Annotated in this window: 14 protein-coding genes and 1 pseudogene; 11 read left to right on the top strand and 4 right to left on the bottom strand. The window is 42.9% G+C overall.

Annotation, left to right across the window (positions count from 1 at the left end; all coding sequences use genetic code 11):
- Positions 1-75 precede the first annotated feature (75 nt).
- Entirely contained in the window at positions 76-237 is a 162-nt protein-coding gene (locus tag VF06_RS41385) for a hypothetical protein (protein WP_180267642.1), read from the top strand.
- 165 nt (positions 238-402) lie between these two features.
- Here VF06_RS41385 and VF06_RS28575 read toward each other — a convergent pair whose 3' ends face one another.
- On the bottom strand, positions 403-687 hold the full coding sequence (locus tag VF06_RS28575; protein WP_099072454.1) for a hypothetical protein: 285 nt from the start codon (positions 685-687) through the stop codon (positions 403-405).
- A gap of 429 nt (positions 688-1,116) precedes the next feature.
- Here VF06_RS28575 and VF06_RS28570 point away from each other — a divergent pair, with 429 nt between their 5' ends.
- On the top strand, positions 1,117-5,355 hold the full coding sequence (locus VF06_RS28570) for a PAS domain-containing protein (protein WP_099076700.1): 4,239 nt from the start codon (positions 1,117-1,119) through the stop codon (positions 5,353-5,355).
- A 269-nt stretch (positions 5,356-5,624) separates the two neighbouring features.
- Here VF06_RS28570 and obgE read toward each other — a convergent pair whose 3' ends face one another.
- Entirely contained in the window at positions 5,625-6,647 is a 1,023-nt protein-coding gene (obgE, locus tag VF06_RS28560; protein ID WP_099070085.1) for a GTPase ObgE, read from the bottom strand.
- A gap of 207 nt (positions 6,648-6,854) precedes the next feature.
- The gene (locus VF06_RS28555; protein ID WP_099070084.1) at positions 6,855-7,535 is read right to left on the bottom strand and encodes a Mo-dependent nitrogenase C-terminal domain-containing protein; all 681 of its coding nucleotides are present in this window, start codon (positions 7,533-7,535) and stop codon (positions 6,855-6,857) included.
- Positions 7,536-8,242: 707 nt separating this feature from the next.
- Between VF06_RS28555 and VF06_RS28550 the strand changes: the two genes are divergently transcribed.
- Positions 8,243-9,343 carry a glutamate-cysteine ligase family protein gene (locus VF06_RS28550; protein WP_180267631.1) on the top strand — a complete coding sequence of 367 codons (1,101 nt, stop codon included), beginning with the start codon at positions 8,243-8,245 and terminating at the stop codon, positions 9,341-9,343.
- 217 nt (positions 9,344-9,560) lie between these two features.
- On the opposite strand, the gene VF06_RS28540 is transcribed toward VF06_RS28550, so the two are convergent.
- Positions 9,561-12,839, bottom strand: a complete 3,279-nt coding sequence (locus VF06_RS28540) for an efflux RND transporter permease subunit (RefSeq protein ID WP_099070081.1) — start codon at positions 12,837-12,839, stop codon at positions 9,561-9,563.
- 271 nt (positions 12,840-13,110) lie between these two features.
- On the opposite strand from VF06_RS28540, the gene VF06_RS28535 reads away from it, so the two are divergent.
- The 8 genes and pseudogenes from VF06_RS28535 to VF06_RS28500 all read left to right on the top strand — a co-directional run.
- Positions 13,111-14,025 carry a LysR family transcriptional regulator gene (locus tag VF06_RS28535; protein ID WP_099070080.1) on the top strand — a complete coding sequence of 305 codons (915 nt, stop codon included), beginning with the start codon at positions 13,111-13,113 and terminating at the stop codon, positions 14,023-14,025.
- A gap of 367 nt (positions 14,026-14,392) precedes the next feature.
- Positions 14,393-14,614: an RRXRR domain-containing protein gene (locus VF06_RS28530; protein ID WP_099070079.1), complete on the top strand. Its 222-nt coding sequence runs from the start codon at positions 14,393-14,395 to the stop codon at positions 14,612-14,614.
- 188 nt (positions 14,615-14,802) lie between these two features.
- Positions 14,803-15,474, top strand: coding sequence for a cysteine dioxygenase family protein (locus VF06_RS28525; protein WP_099070078.1), 672 nt, complete (start codon positions 14,803-14,805; stop codon positions 15,472-15,474).
- On the top strand, positions 15,461-16,222 hold the full coding sequence (locus VF06_RS28520; protein ID WP_099070077.1) for a class II aldolase/adducin family protein: 762 nt from the start codon (positions 15,461-15,463) through the stop codon (positions 16,220-16,222). Before VF06_RS28525 ends, VF06_RS28520 begins: the two co-directional genes overlap by 14 nt.
- Positions 16,223-16,379: 157 nt before the next feature.
- Positions 16,380-17,489, top strand: a complete 1,110-nt coding sequence (locus tag VF06_RS28515; protein ID WP_099070076.1) for a sulfonate ABC transporter substrate-binding protein — start codon at positions 16,380-16,382, stop codon at positions 17,487-17,489.
- Between the two features lie 280 nt (positions 17,490-17,769).
- Positions 17,770-18,591, top strand: a complete 822-nt coding sequence (locus tag VF06_RS28510; protein WP_099070075.1) for an NADPH-dependent oxidoreductase — start codon at positions 17,770-17,772, stop codon at positions 18,589-18,591.
- Between the two features lie 201 nt (positions 18,592-18,792).
- Positions 18,793-19,260, top strand: coding sequence for an SDR family NAD(P)-dependent oxidoreductase (locus VF06_RS28505; protein ID WP_244918230.1), 468 nt, complete (start codon positions 18,793-18,795; stop codon positions 19,258-19,260).
- A 184-nt stretch (positions 19,261-19,444) separates the two neighbouring features.
- Positions 19,445-19,675 (top strand): annotated as a pseudogene (locus VF06_RS28500) (RNA-guided endonuclease TnpB family protein); the annotation flags it as partial.

The raw sequence follows: 19,675 nt of genomic DNA, 5'->3' as shown, positions 1-19,675 counted from the left end.
CCCAAGCAGAATCATTTATTTTTTGGAGTTACCTTCCCCACTTGCGGTGCAGGGAACAGATTAGCTGCAACTCAATTGCATCGCCTGACAACTCAATTGCATCGCCTGACAACTCAATTGCATCGCCTGACAACTCAATTGCATCGCCTGACAACTCAATTGCATCGCCTGACAACTCAATTGCATCGCCTGACAACTCAATTGCATCGCCTGACAACTCAATTGCAACTCAAATAAAAGCCACTACCCAGACCTAATACCCAATATTGTGGGTTGGACATCTTGTTTGTCCTGACCTTGACACCAACAGCAAGACCCCCACCCCAAATAAATAGTTGATTATTTTTTATTTGCAATGCCCCATGCCCAATGCCCCATGCCCCATGCCCAATGCCCATTAAATTATTCATCCACCTTTGTTGATTGAGTATTTTCCACAACACTAGGAATAGCAAAGGAAACAGGCTCAGTAGATGAAGTGGTTGCATCTAACTGCGGGTGTTCCAGTGATGCTTCCATACTGGCATCGGTGAAATAGGAGCCAACAATCTTGTCATAGTTAGAAGCAACGGCTAAAAAAGCCCCGCCTAAAATATAAATAGGCAATGGCAAGTTAAATTTTTGCAGCCAGTCAAAAAACTCCGCTAACGCAAACAGTACAAAAAAGCAAGCAAGCCAAACTCTCATATTTTAATGTTTTGCATTCAAATAACTCTATTATTAGCCCAAATAGTTTGGACTATACTGGATGTATTAGACTATGATTATTCGATAATCTCTACAACCCCAGATAGAGGCACTCAAAATTATACAAAAATAAATTTTAATTTGGAAAAATAATTTTTAGGGAACAGGAAACAGAGAATAGACAACAGGCGAGCTATTAATACTTTCTCTGTTTTTTATTCTTTATTGTCTAATTTGCCATTCCCTTAACCCTGTTCCCCGTTCCCCGTCGCCTATGTCTGATATAAATATAACAATCTATTTAACGTTATACTTTCACTGGTAAAGCTGATAACGATGCTATGAGTTTCGTTTCACAGTATAAACCGATGGAGAGGAACTGATGAGGTGCTTTTAGCCAAATACATTCAAAAATGAGGAGCAGAAACTGTGACTGCTGAAATTCGGGCAACTATCCCTGAAAATGTTGAAGAAATCTTAGCTAGGATCGGTGATGCTTTTGTCATATTAGATTGTGAATGGCGCTACACCTATGTGAATCATAAGTTAGCTCAACTAGCTCAAATCAATCAAGAAGATTTTTTGGGTAAAAGTATTTGGGATTTATATCCCCAGGCAGTAAATAGCATACTTTACACCGAGATGCATCGGGCTGTTGCTCAACAAATTACAGTAAATTTTGAGTATTTAGACCCGATATGGCATCGTTGGTTAGAATATTGCGTTTATCCAGGGGAAAATGGCGTATCAATATTAATTACAGATATTACCGAACAAAAACGTCACAAACAGCTCTTGTCTGCACACCAAACAATCACTCAGATTTTAGCTGAGGCTACTGTACTTGCTAATGCTGTTCCTTTGCTTTTGCGATCGCTGTGCGAAACTTTAGGATGGCAACTGGGAATTTTTTGGAGTGTCGATGAAGAAATTAATACTCTGCATCCCATCGGTAGTTGGCATTCATCTGATTTGAGCATAGAAGTTACCCAAGTATTTAACCAGCCTGCAAATCTGGCATTGGGAGAAAAGTTAACCAGTCAACCAGCTTGGATTTGCGAACTAACTTCAGATGAAAATTTGTTTGCAGCCGCTATGGAATTGCCCATTGTACTGGGTAATAAACTTTTAGGGGCGATGAAATTCTTCACCAACCAAATTTTACAGCCAGACTCAGATTTACTCCAGACCATGAGTGCCATCGCCCTGCAAATCGGTCAATTCATGGAACAGCAGCGAACTAAATCATTATTGCAAGCAGTAGAGGAAAAATATCACCCAATTGTGGAAACTGCCAATGTTGCAATTTCACAGCCAAATTCTATACAGACAAAAAATTTAACTAGTAATTTCACAGAGGAGCAACTTGGAACTTTAGAGCAGTGTTTGACCGAACAACAAACCGCACTGCGCCATCGCCAACAAGTAGAAGAAAATCTGCGTCGCAGTGAAGCACGCTATCGTTCCCTTGCACAAGCAAGCGCATCCATTATTTGGAGTGCCGCACCTTGGGGTAATGTAATTGACGAAATTCCCACCTGGCAAGCATTCACTGGTCAAAGTCTCGAACAATACAAAGGTTGGGGTTGGGTAGATGCATTGCACCCAGAAGACCGAAAATCGGTGGCTGCAATGTGGAGACAAGCATTTTATGGATGCAGCGTTGCTGTTGCAGAATATCGCCTCCGACGCCATGACGGCGAATACCGTTACATGGCTATACGTGGTGTGCCCATAGTCAATGAAACAGGGAAAATCACTGAATGGGTGGGCATGTGTGTAGACATTACCGAAGGCAAGCAAGCACAAACAGAACGGGAACGACTGCTGGCGCTGCTAGAAATAGAACAAAATCGGTTACTGGAAGCTAACGTGCTGCTTGATACGCTGTTCACTAACGCCCCCATCGGTATTGGCGTATGGGATGAAAAATTGCGATTTGTGCGCTTGAATCATGCTTTAGCTGAAATCAACGGTCTGCCCGAAGACATGCATATTGGTAAGACAATTGCCGAATTGCTACCAGGAGTCCACCAGGAAGTTACGGAAGCTTTTCGTCATGTGGTGAAGACTGGAGAATCTATTTCCCAAGAAACTAGCGGAGAAACACCCGCAGCCCCAGGAAAGCAGCGCTACTGGTCAGTAAATTACTATCCAATTCCACTACCAAGCAAAATCACTTGGGTGGGTGCAATTTGTCAAGAAATCACCGAACGCAAACAAGCGCAAGATAAACAACGCTTTTTAGCTGAAGCTAGCGAAATTTTGGCTGCATCATTGGATTATGAGACAACCTTAGCAAGCTTAGCGCGTTTAGTAGTACCTGAAATAGCTGATTGGTGCGTAATTGATATGATTTGTGAAAACAAATCAATGCGTCGGGTTGCAGCTTTCCATGCCGACCCAGCAAAACAAGAATTAGTAGAAGAGTTACAAAATTATCCGCCTAATTTGGCACAGGCAAAAGGTGTTGCGGAAGTAATTCGCTCTGGCAAATCACAAATTATTCATTTTATTGCCTCAGAACAGATACAAGCACTAACTTCAAATGCCAATCATTTCCAAATCTTGCAACAGCTAAATCCCCAGTCTGGAATGTGCGTGTTGCTTGTAGTCAGGGGACGAGTATTAGGGGCTTTGAGTTTAGTATCTAGTACCAATCACCGCTACGATAGTCAGAGCTTAATGTTAGCTGAAGAATTAGCTCGGCGGGCAGCGATCGCAGTTGATAACGCCCGACTTTACACAGAAACACAGCAAGCTCAACAAGTTGCCGAACAAGCTGCATCTCGCACTGCTCGTTTGTTAGCCATTACCGCCGCCCTTTCTGAATCTTTAACATCAGCACAAGTGGCTGAAGTAATTGTCGAGCAAGGTATAGCAGCTTTAGGAGCCAGTTCTGCTTTAGTAGCACTAGTGACTAACAACGGCACAGAACTAGAAATTATCCGTGCAGTTGGTTATAAAGAAGAATTAGTCAACTCATGGCGTCGATTCTCAATTAATACAGCCGCGCCACTGGCAGAAGCAGTACGCACAAAACAACCTATTTGGCAAGAGTCAACACCAGAAAGAGCAGCTCGTTATTCACATCTAGCCAAAGAATATAGCCAGTATAATTACGGAGCTTGGATATCCATTCCATTAACCATTGAAGGACGTGCCATCGGCGGAATGACCGTAGCTTTTGCCGAAAATAAGCAATTGAGCCAAGATGACCGCGCCTTCATGCTGGCACTAGCACAGCAATGCGCTCAAGCAATGGAACGTGCCCGTTTATACGAAATAGAACAGACTGCGCGGGAAGCAGCAGAAAACGCCAACCGCATCAAAGACGAATTTTTAGCAGTTCTTTCCCATGAATTGCGATCGCCACTCAACCCAATTCTCGGATGGTCAAAGTTACTCCAAACCAGAAAACTAGATGAAAAAACAATTCCTCAAGCCCTGAAAACCATCGAACGCAACGCTCAATTACAAGCTCAATTAATCGAAGACTTGTTGGATATTTCCCGAATTTTACAAGGTAAACTCAGCTTAAATATCCTCCCAGTTGATTTAGTAGGTGTAATTTCCGCAGCAATGGAGACAGTACGCCTGTCAGCAGAAGCTAAATCCATTAAAATCCACATCAACCTAGAACCAAATCTAGAACCAGTGTTAGGCGACTCCAGTCGATTACAGCAAGTAATTTGGAATCTGCTTTCAAACGCCGTGAAATTTACACCAGAGGGTGGACGAGTTGATATTCGACTGGAAAAGGTGGAGAGATGGGGAGATGGGGAGATGGGGGGATGGGGAGATGGGGAGATGGGGAGATGGGGAGATGGGGAGATGGGGAGATGGGGAGATGGGGGAGATGGGGGAGACAAGGGAGACAAGGAGAGAAGTCTGAGCGGAGGTTTCCGACCATCAGAACTTCGGGGAGAAAGATTGCTACCTTGTCTACCTTGTCCTCTTCCCATCCCCAATGCCCAATGCCCAATGCCCCATGCCCAAATCACCGTCACCGACACAGGGAAAGGCATCGCGCCTAGTTTTCTTCCCTATGTTTTTGAATATTTTCGCCAAGAAAACAGCACCACCACTAGAAAATTTGGCGGATTGGGATTAGGATTAGCCATCGTGCGTCATTTAGTAGAATTGCATGGCGGCACAGTGCAGGTGCAAAGTGCGGGTGAGAATTGTGGTGCAACTTTTACTGTCAGGCTACCACTAATTCAACAACCTCCAGAGAGCAAACAAGACATTAACCTCTCCGAGCCATCCTCAAATTTAAATGATGTCACAATTTTAGTAGTAGACGATGATGCCGATACGCGAGAATTCATTGTTTTTTTGCTAGAGGAATATGGGGCCAGCGTCACAGCTGTGCCATCAGCAAATGAAGCACTAGCCGCCCTCAAGCAATCTCTACCAGATGTGCTATTAAGCGACATTGGAATGCCAGACGTAGATGGATGTATGTTTATGCGAGAGTTGAGAAAACTAACCCCACAACAGGGAGGACAAATTCCAGCCATCGCACTTACCGCCTACGCTGGAGAAGTGAACGCCAAGCAAGTACTAGCAGCAGGATACAACAAGCATATAGCTAAACCAGTAGAGCCAGCGGAATTAATAGATGCGATCGCTAGCCTATATCGTCTCCACAATATAGGGCAATAGACCTCTTGCAAAAGTAACTTTTGCTCATAGGGGGGAAGGGGAAAAGGTTAATGGTTCGACCCTTCTCTACGAGAGGCTTCTCTACGAGAGGCTTCTCTACGAGAGGCTTCGCCAACGCCAACGCCAACGACAAAGCTCAGGACAGGCAAGCTCACCAACCGGGAAAAGGGTTTTTATTTGCCCTTTCCCCGGTTGGTGAGCTTGTCGAACCATTACCCCTTACCCTTTTCCCCACTTCTACAAGAAATCTAATGACTAATGACTAATAATTATCGAAATAATTCTTCAGCCGGCTTAATTTGGTCGAGAATTTCCCAGATTTGCTGTAACATTGGCTCTATGCCAGTGCGAGTAACTGCTGAAATCAAAAAAACTGGGGCGTAGGAGAGATGATTTAGTTGGGTAGCTAATGCTTCCAAATCTACAGTTTCGCTATCCACTGCATCAATTTTATTTAACGCCAAAATTTGCGATCGCTCTGTTAAACCTCTGCCATAAGCTTTCAATTCTTGCTGAATCGTTTGATAATCTCTAATCACATCATCACTAGTGGCGTCAATTAAGTGGAGTAGCACCCGTGTGCGCTCAATATGACGCAAAAAATCATGTCCTAGTCCAGCACCTTGGGCAGCACCTTCAATTAATCCAGGAATGTCGGCGAAAACAGTACCATCACCAGTGGGTTTCCGTACTACACCCAAATTAGGAATCAAAGTTGTAAAGGGGTAGTCTGCGATTTTTGGGCGGGCAGCTGATAAAGATGAAATTAAAGTGGATTTACCAGCATTTGGTAAGCCAATAATCCCGACTTCCGCCAAAAGTTTCAACTCCAAGCGCAACTGCTTGATTTCCCCCGGTAATCCTGGGAGAGCGTATTCTGGGGCGCGGTTACGGTTGCTCAAAAAATGCTGATTTCCCAGTCCACCTTTCCCACCTTTGGCAACATCTAAAGTCTGCTGAGGCTCAATTAAATCCCCCAACAATTCCCCAGTTTCGGCATCATAAACAGCTGTACCGCAGGGAACTTCAATTATCAAATCTTTGCCATTTGCCCCAGTGCAATTATTCGGGCCTCCACGACCACCGTTTTCGGCTTGAAAGCGATGATTATATCTAAAATCCAGCAAGGTTTGTAGGTTTGAATCGGCAACGAAAATCACCGAACCACCCCGGCCTCCGTTTCCACCAGAGGGGCCACCAGCCGGCACATATTTCTCTCTTCGGAAGGCCACAATACCGTCGCCACCTTTGCCAGCCGCAACTTCAATTTCTGCTTGGTCAATAAATTGCATAATTAGTCATTAGTCATTGGTCATTAGTCATTAGTCATCAGTCATTGGTCATTTGGAACATTACCAATTGACTTTAGATATGCGTTTAGTTGGGGTGCAAGGTCATTAATGATAACTTTGAGTGCGTCTACTTGTTGATCTGTTAATAGGTTACGGCTATATGCTCATCTTAGCCAATGCCCAATGCCCAATGCTCAATGTCCAAGACTAAATATATGGCGAAACATCTTCACCGCATTTATCTGCCAAATAAGAAAGGGCACGGAAACGTAAGCCCACTAGTTGTTCGTATAATGGATTAATTTTACACATCGGTGGAATATGCACGATTTTGTGTCCAAATAAGGTGACATCCCGCTCAAAGGGACACTGTGAGGGAATCATTTTACACAAAAAGCGGGCTACTCTTGGGTCTTCGATATCCAATCCATCAAGCCACTCGCGTAGGGGGCGTAATGCATCAATTTGACGTTTTGTCAATCCAGTTGCAGAAATAGCGGGGGTAATTTGCTCTGGGTGTTCTAGGGTGTGGCGGAGAGCTTCGAGTATATTTTGTGGTTGTTCTAAGGCTTGGCAGAACTGTTGCAGAACGTCATCTTCACTGGGAGAATAAGTACCATCTGCGATCGCCACCATCACCGCTGTCCTTAAGAAATTTTCCGCCGCCAGCGTACCTTTGCCCAACACTGCGGCTAATTCTTCAGGAGAAATAATCTCCGGCGAGTCCTGCCATTCAATCTTAGGAGCTAATTCATCTTTAGTAATGGTGGCAATTATTTCTTGTTCTTGTTCGTCATAATTACCATCAGCCCAAGCAATAGTCAGCAGTCCACGCAACCAAGCGGCTACTTGTTCGCTGCTGTAGGGAGATTGAACAGTACTTGTCATAAACTCATTTTTCACGCTTTCCTTAGTCACTACTAAGCTACCCTACCTGGTGGCTGTGAGGATAGTGGGTGCAGTAGCAGCTTGTAAATCAACTTAACTTTAGGATCTAAATAGGCTAGTAGTCTGCCAAAGTCTTTTTGACAGGCGGGGGAAAGGGTAAGGGGAAAAGGGTAAGGGATTTAAAACCTTTCCCCTTTTCCCTTTACCCTTGACCCCGCCAAGCTGCCTTGGCGAACTACTAGTAGTCTGCCAAAGTCTTTTTGACAGGCGGGGTCAAGGGTAAAAGCTTTAAACCCTTCCCCTTTTTCCTTTTCCCTTTCCCCAATCTAAACCTGTCAATATTTGCGTGGTGAACCACTAGATTTTACTGCAATAGGCATTTATTACAGAGCGATCGCCCTCATACTAAGTTGCTCTCCAACAAAATATCCCCACTCCCCACTCTTTTGCCACATAACCACCAGACTTGATATAAAATCTATCTCAGAATCCTCTTGAGAAAATTTTCTAATTATTTTCACAAGCACAAGTTAATGCGTGTAATGGAGTATCTATGAGTCAAACCAAAGTTAACTCGCGTGTAATTCAAGATTTGCCATTGACTTACCAGACCTGATTCTCGAAAGACTGTTTTTTCCTCAAACCGAACAGCATCAATTAATCGCGTTTCTTATCGAGGCTAATTTTTATTAATTAAGGTATACATAATGTTTCTTTTTGGCATTGAACATGAAGTCGCTTTCTTGAACAAACAAGGAAAGTTTGCTGATTTTTCCCATACCAAATTTGCTGATTTCAATCAAATTATTGAAAAGCTACCCATATACCCCAACGATTATCCTCAGCTGCGTGTCGGTGATGCGGGTATTAAACAAAAGAGATGGTATATTGAGGGATTTGAAAGATTTGCCGATTCTGAGGAAGTAATAGACTGTCATTCTAAAGGTATCGAAATTAGAACAACTATACATCCTAGTATTCATGGTGCCATCACTGAATTATCAGAAAGTTTTCAGTTATTACGTGAGGTTGCTGCTAATTTTGGTTTTTCGCCAGTTTTAGTCAGTTTTAATCCATACAATTCCGTTTTTGTTCCCCAACCGCCATTAAATGATTACGAAATCAAAAATTTAGAGGTTCAACCTGACGAACAAACTGCTAATATTCACATGGTGACATACGGCCCAGATTTAAATATTTCATTAGTAGATTTATCTGTTGTAGATTTAATTGATATTGGCAGAAAATTAACTTATTACAGTCCCTACATAGTACCTTTTAGTTATAGCTCGCCTTTTTATAATGGAGCTTTATGGGATGGGCTATCAGTCAGAACATTTATCCGAACAGGAAAAAGATCCGCAGCCTTAGTTTTTGTTGAGAAACAGGAACAGCTAATTAGTAGCAAACCTTCCTTAACAAAAATCGCCCGCATCCCCGCAGAAGTAGGTCGTATTGAATTTAAGGCTTGTGATAGTTGTGATGATTTCTCGATTTATGCAGCTTTACTAGCCTTATTGAAAGGATTGGTGTTAGATAAAACCTTACTGGGTAGAGCAACAATTCCGGATGCAACTTTGCACCAAATGTCTGCTAAAAAAGGCTTTGACAACGAAGAGATCTTCGACAACGCAACACAAGTATTACAAGCTGCTGAAATCGCACTAAAAGATGACCCAGATGTTGATTTTTTAACACCATTAAAAAAGCAGCTCGCCAACCGAAAAACAAAATCCCATGAACTAATAGAAAAGTATCATCGTGTAGGCTCGATAGAAAAAGTAATCAGGCAGACTTATCAAATTTAAAAAAGAGGTGGGAGACAATACTGCTCGCTTTGTGCATTTTCAACTCGGAATTTGGTTTTGGGAAAAGGTTAATGGTTCGACAAGCTCACCAACCGGGTAAAGGGTAAAGGTTTTTTCTTTCCCCTTTTCCCTTTCCCTTTTCCCTTTTCCCTTTCCCCTTTCCCCTTTTCCCTTTCCCCTTTCCCCGAACCCTATTACCCCATAACCCACATACTCATTAAACAGCTCTGCCATCTTGCTGTTGACTTGAGCCTATGGACAATGCTCTGTGTCCATCTGAGGTTTCATTTGGAAAATCAGGTGGATTTGAGCCTCCCCCTCGCTGACGAGAAAATAGAGATTGAGCCAAGGTTTTAACAAGAATGTAGAGAATTGGCACTAAGAACAAACTCAAGAAGGTTGAAAGCAGCAGCCCTCCGAATAAGGCTGTACCTAAAGACCAACGGCTACTTGCTCCGGCTCCTTCAGAAATCACCAAGGGCAAAAATCCTAACAGTGCTGCAAAGGAAGTCATTAAAATCGGTCGCAAACGTTCTTGTCCGGCTTTCACCGCCGCCCGCGTGTAGCTCATGCCCTGCTCATGCAGTTGGTTGGCAAATTCCACGACTAAAATCGCGTTTTTAGCGGCTAGACCAATCAAAGTTACTAGACCTACTTGGCAATAAATATCATCTACGACTTTGGGAAAGAGGCTACCTGCCATAAAAATATTCGATCGCAACCAAATCGCTGTCATTGCTCCCAAAACCGCTAGAGGAACTGTCAGCAAAATAATAATTGGGTCGATGTAGCTTTCATATTGAGCCGCCAGCACCAAAAAGACAATCACGATCGCTAAAGCAAAAATCAGCCCAGTGGCTCCTCCAGATGTCTTCTCTTGCAGATAAGTCCCTGTCCACTCGTAACCAAATCCTTGGGGTAACACCTCTGCTGCGACTTCTTCCATGGCTTTAATCGCCTGTCCGGAACTCGCACCAGGAGCGGGAGCGCCTTGAACTTTGATTGAGCGATATAAGTTGTAATGGGAGATTGTTTTTGGCCCCACAAAGGGAGTAATTTTCACCAAACTGCCCAAAGGAATCATCGCCCCAGTTGTTGAGCGAACATACAACTTGTTAATATCATCGGGATTTGCACGGTAAACCCCATCTGCTTGGACATATACTCGGTACTGTCGCTGTCCCTGGACGAAGTTATTCACATATTGCGATCCCAAGTAAGATTGCAAAGCGCCAAAGACATCATTAATCTCGACATTGAGAGCTTTGGCTTGATTGCGGTTTACCTGGATGTCAAATTGCGGAGTGTTTGCGGTGAACTGAGTGAAGACTCGTTGCAGAACTGGTTTTTTATTTGCTGCGGCAATGAACTTTTGAGTGGTTTCAACCAGACTTTCAATCGGCGCACTGCCTGTGCGGTCTTGAATGATAAACTCAAAGCCACCTGTAGTACTTAAGCCTCTCACAGGTGGAGCATTCACAGCGATCGCTCTAGCTTCGGTAATAGCACCCAGCTTTTTGTTCAGTCTCTGAAGTATGCCATAAACAGATTGAGATTGTTCGGTTCTTTCTTTCCAAGGTTTCAGGTTCGCAAAGGCGATGCCTAAATTAGAAGCATTGCCATCGAAACCAAAGCCACTAATCATAAAACTAGCTCTGACTTCTGGAAGTGCCGTAACTTCCTTGGCAACCTTTTCCATCACCGATTCTGTGTATTTCAAAGAAACTCCGTCAGGCCCCTGGACAATTACAAAAAAGTAGCCTTGGTCTTCCTCTGGAATAAATCCGGTAGGCACTGTTGTGTACATGAAACCCGTTGCCAATAAACCAGCAATGAAAACTCCAATTACAACCACTTTAATATGGGTAAGGAAGCTAACAAATCTGACGTATCGGCGCGTGAACCAGCTAAATCCCCGATTAAACTGCGTAAAAAACCACCCCAAAGGCCCGCGTGGAGTCTGGGCTGGGCGCATAAGGATCGCTGCCATACTCGGAGAGAAGCTTAAAGCATTAAAAGTGGAAATGGCGATGGAGCAAGCAATGGTTAAGGCAAATTGTTTGTAGACAATACCAGTAGTACCCGGAATAAATGCAACGGGAATAAATACCGCCATTAATACAAGAGAAGTGGCGATAATTGCCCCTGTCAACTCCCTCATGGCTTCCACTGCTGCCTGTAGCGGCTTCATGCCCTGTTCTAGTTTCACTGCAACGGCTTCCACCACAATGATGGCATCATCCACCACAATCCCGATGGCCAGCACAAAACCAAATAAGGTGAGTGTATTAATTTGAAATCCCAAAATCAAAAGAGCCGCACATGTCCCAATCAAAGACACGGGGATCGCAATGGTGGGAATGATTGTGGTGCGCCAGTCTTGTAAGAAAACAAAAATTACTAACACCACTAGCACAATCGCCTCAACCAAAGTATGTAGCACCTCTTCTAAGGAAATTTCCACAAATGGAGTGGTATCAAATGCTAACTCCGCTCTGAGTCCTGGTGGAAATTTCTTGGTTAAGGTGGCGATTTGGTCTTCCACTGCATGGGCAACTTGTAAGGCATTACTACCTGGAAGTTGATATATCCCTAAACCCACAGCCGGCTTGGGAGTATCTCCTGGGAGGGTAAATTTGGCATCAGCAAGATAGCTCTCTGCTCCTAGTTCGACTCGGCCGACATCTTTGACTTTAACTAAGGTGTTGGTGTTAGTAGCGCCAGGTTGAGCCACCTTTAACACCATCTCTCCAAATTCAGCCGCATCTTTGAACCGACTGGTTGCCCGTAAAGCAAATTCAAAACTTTGATTATCTGGTGCTGGTTCCTTACCAATTGCCCCTGCACCCACCTGAATATTTTGTTCTTGTAGGGCAGTTGTCACATCTTGAGGAGTTAGCTGATGTTGAGCAAGCTTGTTGGGATCGAGCCACAGACGCATTGCATATTTGCGTTCTCCAAAAATCGTAGCTTTTCCTACACCAGGGATTCGCTTAATTTGATCGAGAATGAATAAATCAACATAGTTACTAATAAAAATGTTGTCATATTCATTATTATCTGCAAAGAATCCATAGACGAGAAGCAAACTACTTGATGCTGTTTCAATGGTGACACCAGTTCGTTGAACAGTATCCGGCAATTGAGGTTCAGAGAGGGCTTCTTTATTTTGAACGTTGACTTGAGCAATATCGCTATTAACACTAGTTGGGAAGGAAACAGTTATATTGCTCGAACCGTCATTACCTGTATTAGAAGAGATGTAAGATACATTTTTAACGCCATTAATTTGGCGCTCAATAATATTAGTAACAGTGCTTTCTGTTGTTTGAGCATCCGCACCAATGTTGTTAGAGCTAACAGTGATTTGCACCGGGGCGAGATCTGGTAGCTGAGAAATCGGCAAGATCGGAATACAAATGCTTCCCAGCAACAAAATGATGAATGTACAGACGGTCGTCAGAACTGGACGCCTGATGAAAGTATTGACAAACATAAGCTAGGGTTGGGCATGGGGCATGGGCCATGGGGGATTGGGAGAGGGGAGAGACAAGGGAGAGAGGGAGACAAGGGAGAGGGGGGAGACAAGGTAGGAATTTTTCTCCCTTGTCTGCCTTGTCCCCCTTGTCTACCTTCCCTTCCCCATATCTCCTAATGCCCTATGCCCAATCTTTAATGCCCATTAGAAATTTTTATCGCATACTGCCTCAAAAGTCCAAGATATACTGCTATAACCAAAAAGAATAGATAAAAACTACTAATACAGCATGGATGCAGACTTACGCTTGCTTCGTTACTTTGTTGCGGTGGCACAAGAGTTGAACTTCACCCGTGCTGCTGAGCAGTTATATATTTCACAACCAGCATTATCTAAACAAATTCGCCAACTAGAGCGAGAATTGGGCATTGAATTACTACGCCGTAATAGTCGAGAGGTGAAGCTAACTGCTGCCGGTGAAACACTTTTGCCTCTGGCTCAAGGACTGATTGAGGATTGGCAGTTTACTTTGTTAACCCTGCGAGAAGCAGCAGCAAGGGAAACGCAGACATTACGCGTTGGTTTTATTTGCAGGATTGGTAGCGAATTAACGAAATCCATTCTTTCACGGTTTCAAGAGCTACAACCAGGATGGAGGGTAGCAATTCGCTTTTTTGAGTTCTCAGATCCTACAGCTGGACTACTCTCTGGCAATACTGATGTTGCTTTATTACGTCTACCGGTTCCCAAACAAGAAAAATTATTCACTGAAATTCTATTAGTTGAACCAAGATGGGTTGCTTTATCATCCGACCATCCCCTCGCGCAGGAGGAAGTTTTGCAGATAGCAGATTTGGTTAATGAACCGTTTATTACAGTACCTACCGAAGCCGGAATCTGGCGAGATCATTGGCTAGCAAAAAACGAACGTGACGGCCATCCAATTGTGTATGGTACGGAAGTAAACAACACCAATGAAGCAATGGAAGCGGTGATTAATGGTCAAGGAATAGCACTAGTCTCGGAAACCACTACACAAATTTATGCGTTGTCTGGACAAACTTTTCGTCCTGTTCGGGATATCACCCCCAGTGTGTTAGCTGTGGCTTGGCGGCGAGATTCTGCAAACAGTGTAGTTGATAATTTTGTGCAAGCTTGTCTTGATGTTTGTCAACCCAGTAGGGACTTCCAAATACAAAAATAATCGATCGCTATGTTAGCCAATCCAAAGAGGACTTGCTTTTTGAATTTGTATGTGATAATTTCTGTTTTTAGTAATTATACACTTAATCGACCGAATTACCGTACTTTAAAAGTAATACTACAGCTGAATGGGCAATAAACGTGAGAGTACTGGGGTTTGATTCTACACTCTCATGATTATTCTGTGTTTCATCAAAGGAGTCATACAACAGTTGGTAACTTCCAAGTAAAAAATATGCTATTGGTGTTGTTTGCTGTTGACAGTTCACAGTCAACCCTTTAAGCAGTAATTTATTTCTTGAAGTTCCTTGTGATTTCCATTGGCACAATCAGATGATTCAAGTTTAATTTTGTCAGGAATTTAATACATGAGCAAAGTTTTAATTCTCGATGCCAATCAACAACCGTTATACCCAGTACGTATCAGCCGTGCTAGGTTACTATTATCACAAGGTAAGGCTACTGTATTCCAGCGATATCCGTTTACTATCATTCTCAAGGAGTCGTTTTCTCATTTAAAACTTGAGCAACTGGGGTTCAAAATTCACCCCGATGTCAAAATTAAAAAGGAAATAGAAACTGGGAACTAGGGAATCTGCCTTTTTAAATTGTATGGGGTTTTTTGCTGAATCAAATAGGAGTTTTACAGTAGTGCGATCGCCAAAGATAAAAAACTTAGCCAGTAGGTTGGCACAATAAAACGAAAGTATTTAAATAAAGATTAACTAAGTTACGAGGAATATTTACGCCGACTTACTTAGATTAATGAGGAATATAAATGACGAATGATACTATTTTAGAACCATTACCTGAAGACCAATGGTTTATAGAAAGCCAAGAGTTGCGAGCTTTTGTAGCAACAGTACGTGAAATAACTGATAGTGCTAGTGAAAATCGCACACAACAGCTAGCTAAATTAGAACCTTATTTTCAAGAGCTACTTGCCCAACAGCAATGGTTACCCGAAAAGTTTGCCCAAGTTAACCCTGAAAGCAAAATGGGCGGTGGTATTGGCCAATGGCTACTTTATCGGGCTAAAGACCGTTCTTTATCAGTGTTTAGCTTGGTGATTCCCCCTGGTTCCACCACTCCAGTCCACGACCATTTAGCTTGGGGATTGATTGGTTTATATAAAGGTAATCAAGAAGAAACAGTCTATCGGCGTGTAGATAGCGGCAATGCCGCAGAACACGCACACTTAGAAATAACTGAAGTGCGATCGCTCCAAAGGGGGGATATTTACCGCCTCCTACCTCCAGATGGTGATATCCACGCCGTCAAAACCACATCCGAGAGCGAATCTGTATCCATCCATCTTTTAGGTAATGATACTGGTTGCATCTGGCGTCACCAATTCATTCCCGAATCTCACAGCGTTAAATCTTTTCGCTCTGGATATTCTAATGCTCCCTGCAAAGAGGAGGAGGAAAAACAACATGCCCAAGTTTGAAAGACCGCAACCCCCTGTATTCGAGCGAGTAGAAGATGAACGCCTGCACCGCAAACAACGCCTAGCTGCTGCTTTTCGCCTATTTGGTCGCTTTGGCTTCAGCGAAGGTATAGCAGGGCATATTACAGCCCGCGATCCTGAGTTTCCAGACCATTTTTGGGTGAATCCACTAGGAGTATACTTTGGTCATATCCGAGTTTCTGACCTGATTTTGGTGAATAAAAACGGTGAGGTGGTCAAAGGAGATGCTCAAGTAAATCAAGCTGCTTTCGCCATCCATTCTCAAATCCATGAAGCTCGACCTGACATAGTTGCAGCTGCACACGCCCATTCAATTTATGGCAAAGCTTGGTCGAGTTTAGGTCGTCTGCTTGACCCCTTGACTCAAGATTCTTGTGCTTTTTACGAAGACCATGCATTGTTTGAAGATTATACAGGTGTCGTATTAGATACATCTGAAGGCAAACGACTGGCGGAGGCTTTGGGTGAAACTAAAGCGATAATTCTCCGTAACCACGGCATTTTAACTGTGGGACATACAGTGGATGAAGCTGCTTTTTGGTACATTAGTCTGGAGCGATCGTGCCAAGCGCAACTATTGGCAGAAGCCGCAGGTAGACCTAACACCATCAAACACGAAACAGCCCGTTTAACACATAGTCAAGTGGGAGCGCCTAAAAGTGGGTGGTTCAGCTTCCAGCCACTTTACGAAAGGATTGTCCGTGACGAACCTGATTTCCTGGATTAGTCATTAGTCATTAGTTATTAGTCATTAGTCATTAGTCATTGATACAAAACTAATTACCAATGGCTAATGCCCATTGCCCATTGCCCATACCCATTGACTTATACTACGGCAAACCTATAGATATATAGTATAAATATAGTTCCAAGGAATGATTTTAATGGTTAGCCATATCTTTCGCCGCTTATTTGCCAAGTGGATGTCCTCGATCGCAATCAGGAATTTATTTAGCAACCAAAATAAATTATTCTCTTTTTTACCAATAGCGGGGGCTTTTGTTACTGGTGTTTGTTTGAGCTTGCTATTTGCTGCTTGTTCGTCAACATCGACTGTTAATTCTCCTAATCCTAGTGCTACATCTGTGGCCAATTCTGCTTCTAGCAAAGCAACATTAGTGCGATTTGGATATCAAAAATCGAATATTTTGTTGAAAAATAAGGGTGTCTTAGAAAAGCGGTTATCACCAGATGGTATATCTGTGGAATGGATTGAATTTCCTGCCGGGCCGCAAATGCTAGAAGCGATGAATGTGGGTAGTATTGACTTTGGACATGTCGGAGAATCACCACCAATATTTGCTCAAGCAGCAGGAGCATCATTAACTTATATAGCTGGTATTGCTGCTAGCCCTGCTGGCTCAGCAATTCTTGTTCCCCAGAATTCTGCAATTCAAAAAGTCACTGACCTCAAAGGCAAAAAAATTGCTTTTCAAAAAGGCTCTAGCGCTCACTTGTTGTTAGTCCAAGCTTTAGAAAAATATGGAGTCAAATATAGTGAAATTGAGCCTAAATATTTGCCGCCAGCTGATGCCCGCGCTGCATTTGTTAAAGGTAGTGTAGATGCTTGGGTAATTTGGGATCCCTTCTATGCAGCTGCCCAAGAAGCAACTAAAGCTAGAGTCCTAATTGATGGCACAGGAATTAATAAACAGGGGGGATATTATTTAACAACTCGAAAATTTGTAACAGAAAATTCTCAAATTGTCAAGGCAGTTCTAGAGGAAATTCAACAACTAGAAGAATGGGCTAAACAGAATCGAGAAGAAGTAGCACAAACTCTGTCATCTGTGTTAGGAATTAACATAGAAACCATGAGAAAAGCTACTAATAGACGGACGTTTGGGATTGTACCAATTAATGATGAGTTGGTAAATTTGCAACAACAAGTAGCTGATACATATTATCAGCTAAAATTGATTCCCAAACAGGTGAATGTTAGAGATGCAGTATTAACAAAAGAACAATACGCTGCGTTTTCACCAAAAGTATAATCTAGAATTCAGGAGTCAGAATTCAGGAGTCAGGAGTCAGAATTCAGGAGTCAGAATTCAGAATTCAGGAGTCAGAATTCAGGAGTCAGAATTCAGGAGTCAGAATTCAGGAGTCAGGAGTCAGAATTCTGAATTTTGAAAAAATCTAACTTCTATTAGCAGTTGCGGGCTGGGCTAGGACATAAACTGATGGTAAAAGCCTGAGACCAAAAGACTTTCAAGCCCATTGCCTATTGCCTGTTACCTGTTGCCTTTTAAAATCTTGAACCGGAAATTAATTATGACCAATCCTACAGAACTATTGCGATCGCGTTACGGTGAAATTCCTTTCAATCCCGAAATTGAATGGAATGATTCTCTGACATCACTACTATCTCACCGTTCGATTCGTGCTTATTTATCCGATCCTTTACCACCCGGAACTCTGGAGTTGCTAGTTGCAGCTGCTCAATCTGCATCTACTTCCTCAAATCTGCAAACCTGGAGTGTGGTAGCAGTGGAAAGCCAAGAACGCAAAGATGAGTTATCAAAGCTGGCGGGAAGTCAAGCACACATCCGCCAAGCGCCTTTATTCTTGGTGTGGTTAGCAGATTTAGCGCGTCTGGCTTACGTTGCTGACAGTCGCGGTATATCCCATGATGGTTTGGAATATTTGGAAATGTTTGTTATGGCAACGGTTGATGCCACATTGGCGGCGCAAAATGCCACAATAGCAGCTGAGTCTCTGGGTTTGGGAACAGTATATATCGGTGGAATCCGCAACCGTCCAGAAGAAGTAGCAGCAATCCTAAATTTACCTGCTTCTGTGTATGCTGTGTTCGGGTTGTGTGTGGGCTATCCGAATCCAGAAGTGAATGCTGCAATTAAGCCACGGTTACCACAATCGGCGGTGTTGCACCGGGAAACCTATAAATTGGCTGAACAAGATGAAGCGATCGCCCATTACAACAACATCATCAAAGAGTTCTATACTGAACAACAAATGAATGTTGCTGGTGATTGGTCAGAACATTCAGCCCAACGCATTGCCACTGTTGAATCATTGAGAGGACGCGATCGCTTGCGGCAAGTTCTCAATAACCTGGGCTTCAAGTTACTATGAGAAGGAGTCAGAATTGAGAATTCAGGAGTTTAGAATAAGTCTCTAGATGAATATGTATTTTTTGACAAAGTTGTTTCTCTAGAAGACGCTGAAAGCGAAAGTTTTTCTGATTCTAAACCCCAATTCATCTGCTATCTGTACATTATTCATTCTGAGTTCTGAATTCTGGCTTCTGAGTTCTATTCAATAAACACCAAAATTATGGATTTGCAACTTTGTGGCAAAGTCGCCTTAGTAACAGCTGCTAGTAAAGGTTTGGGTAAAGCTACAGCAAGGCAATTTGCCCGTGAGGGTGCAAAGGTCGCTATCTGCGCTCGTAGTGAATTAATTGACAAAGTTGCTGCGGACATTACTAGCGAAACAGATGCCGAAGTGCTATCTATACGTGCAGATGTTACCAGTCAAGCCGATATTGAACGGGTAATTAATACCACAGTGGAAAAATTTGGCGGCTTGGATATCCTAGTTACCAACGCTGGAGGGCCGCCCGCCGGTACTTTTGATGATATCGATTTAGCAACCTGGGAAACTTCCCTGAACTTGACTTTGCTGAGTGCAGTCCGCTTGGTGAAGTATGCTTTACCTCACTTGCGTCAATCCAGCGCACCAGCGATTCTGACCATCACCTCAACCTCAACCAAACAACCAGTCCAAAATCTGGTATTGTAAAACTTCGCCCAATATGTAGACAAATCTAGTCATAAATTGTCATTCATCAGCTGTTAGGCAGCTAATAAATAGGAAATTAGCACACCTAACTTCAGAGAATTAGCATAAATTTATTGACTGGAGTCTGGAGAAATGTGAGTTAGTATATATGAGCAGATATCATGTAATTTTGGTCAGCTAGTCTATGCAGTTGGTCGAACGGCATATCATTCAACAAAATCATCCCCACTATCAGGAGATAGATCAGTTATGTTTTGCAGCCAAAAACCTCTACAATTACGCTAACTTCCACATCCGTCAAAGCTTTATTTGGGAGCAAAAATATCTCGATTACAATTGTTTAGCTAAACAATTAAAATCTACAGAACCATATCTTGCAATACCAGCGAAAGTCGCTCAACAAGTATTATTAGGA

This window comes from Nostoc linckia z4 (assembly GCF_002608075.1).
GTDB lineage: Bacteria > Cyanobacteriota > Cyanobacteriia > Cyanobacteriales > Nostocaceae > Nostoc > Nostoc linckia.
This window is presented reverse-complemented; position numbering and strand designations above follow the sequence as displayed.

What these genes read in the sequence shown, in the direction of transcription:
- VF06_RS28540 (WP_099070081.1), bottom strand. Translation starts at nt 12,839, where the DNA reads ATGTTTGTCAATACTTTCATCAGGCGTCCAGTTCTGACGACCGTCTGT.
- VF06_RS28530 (WP_099070079.1), top strand. Translation starts at nt 14,393, where the DNA reads ATGAGCAAAGTTTTAATTCTCGATGCCAATCAACAACCGTTATACCCA.
- VF06_RS28525 (WP_099070078.1), top strand. Translation starts at nt 14,803, where the DNA reads ATGACGAATGATACTATTTTAGAACCATTACCTGAAGACCAATGGTTT.
- VF06_RS28575 (WP_099072454.1), bottom strand. Translation starts at nt 687, where the DNA reads ATGAGAGTTTGGCTTGCTTGCTTTTTTGTACTGTTTGCGTTAGCGGAG.
- VF06_RS28520 (WP_099070077.1), top strand. Translation starts at nt 15,461, where the DNA reads ATGCCCAAGTTTGAAAGACCGCAACCCCCTGTATTCGAGCGAGTAGAA.
- VF06_RS28535 (WP_099070080.1), top strand. Translation starts at nt 13,111, where the DNA reads ATGGATGCAGACTTACGCTTGCTTCGTTACTTTGTTGCGGTGGCACAA.
- obgE (WP_099070085.1), bottom strand. Translation starts at nt 6,647, where the DNA reads ATGCAATTTATTGACCAAGCAGAAATTGAAGTTGCGGCTGGCAAAGGT.
- VF06_RS28510 (WP_099070075.1), top strand. Translation starts at nt 17,770, where the DNA reads ATGACCAATCCTACAGAACTATTGCGATCGCGTTACGGTGAAATTCCT.
- VF06_RS28505 (WP_244918230.1), top strand. Translation starts at nt 18,793, where the DNA reads ATGGATTTGCAACTTTGTGGCAAAGTCGCCTTAGTAACAGCTGCTAGT.
- VF06_RS28515 (WP_099070076.1), top strand. Translation starts at nt 16,380, where the DNA reads ATGGTTAGCCATATCTTTCGCCGCTTATTTGCCAAGTGGATGTCCTCG.
- VF06_RS28550 (WP_180267631.1), top strand. Translation starts at nt 8,243, where the DNA reads ATGTTTCTTTTTGGCATTGAACATGAAGTCGCTTTCTTGAACAAACAA.
- VF06_RS28555 (WP_099070084.1), bottom strand. Translation starts at nt 7,535, where the DNA reads ATGACAAGTACTGTTCAATCTCCCTACAGCAGCGAACAAGTAGCCGCT.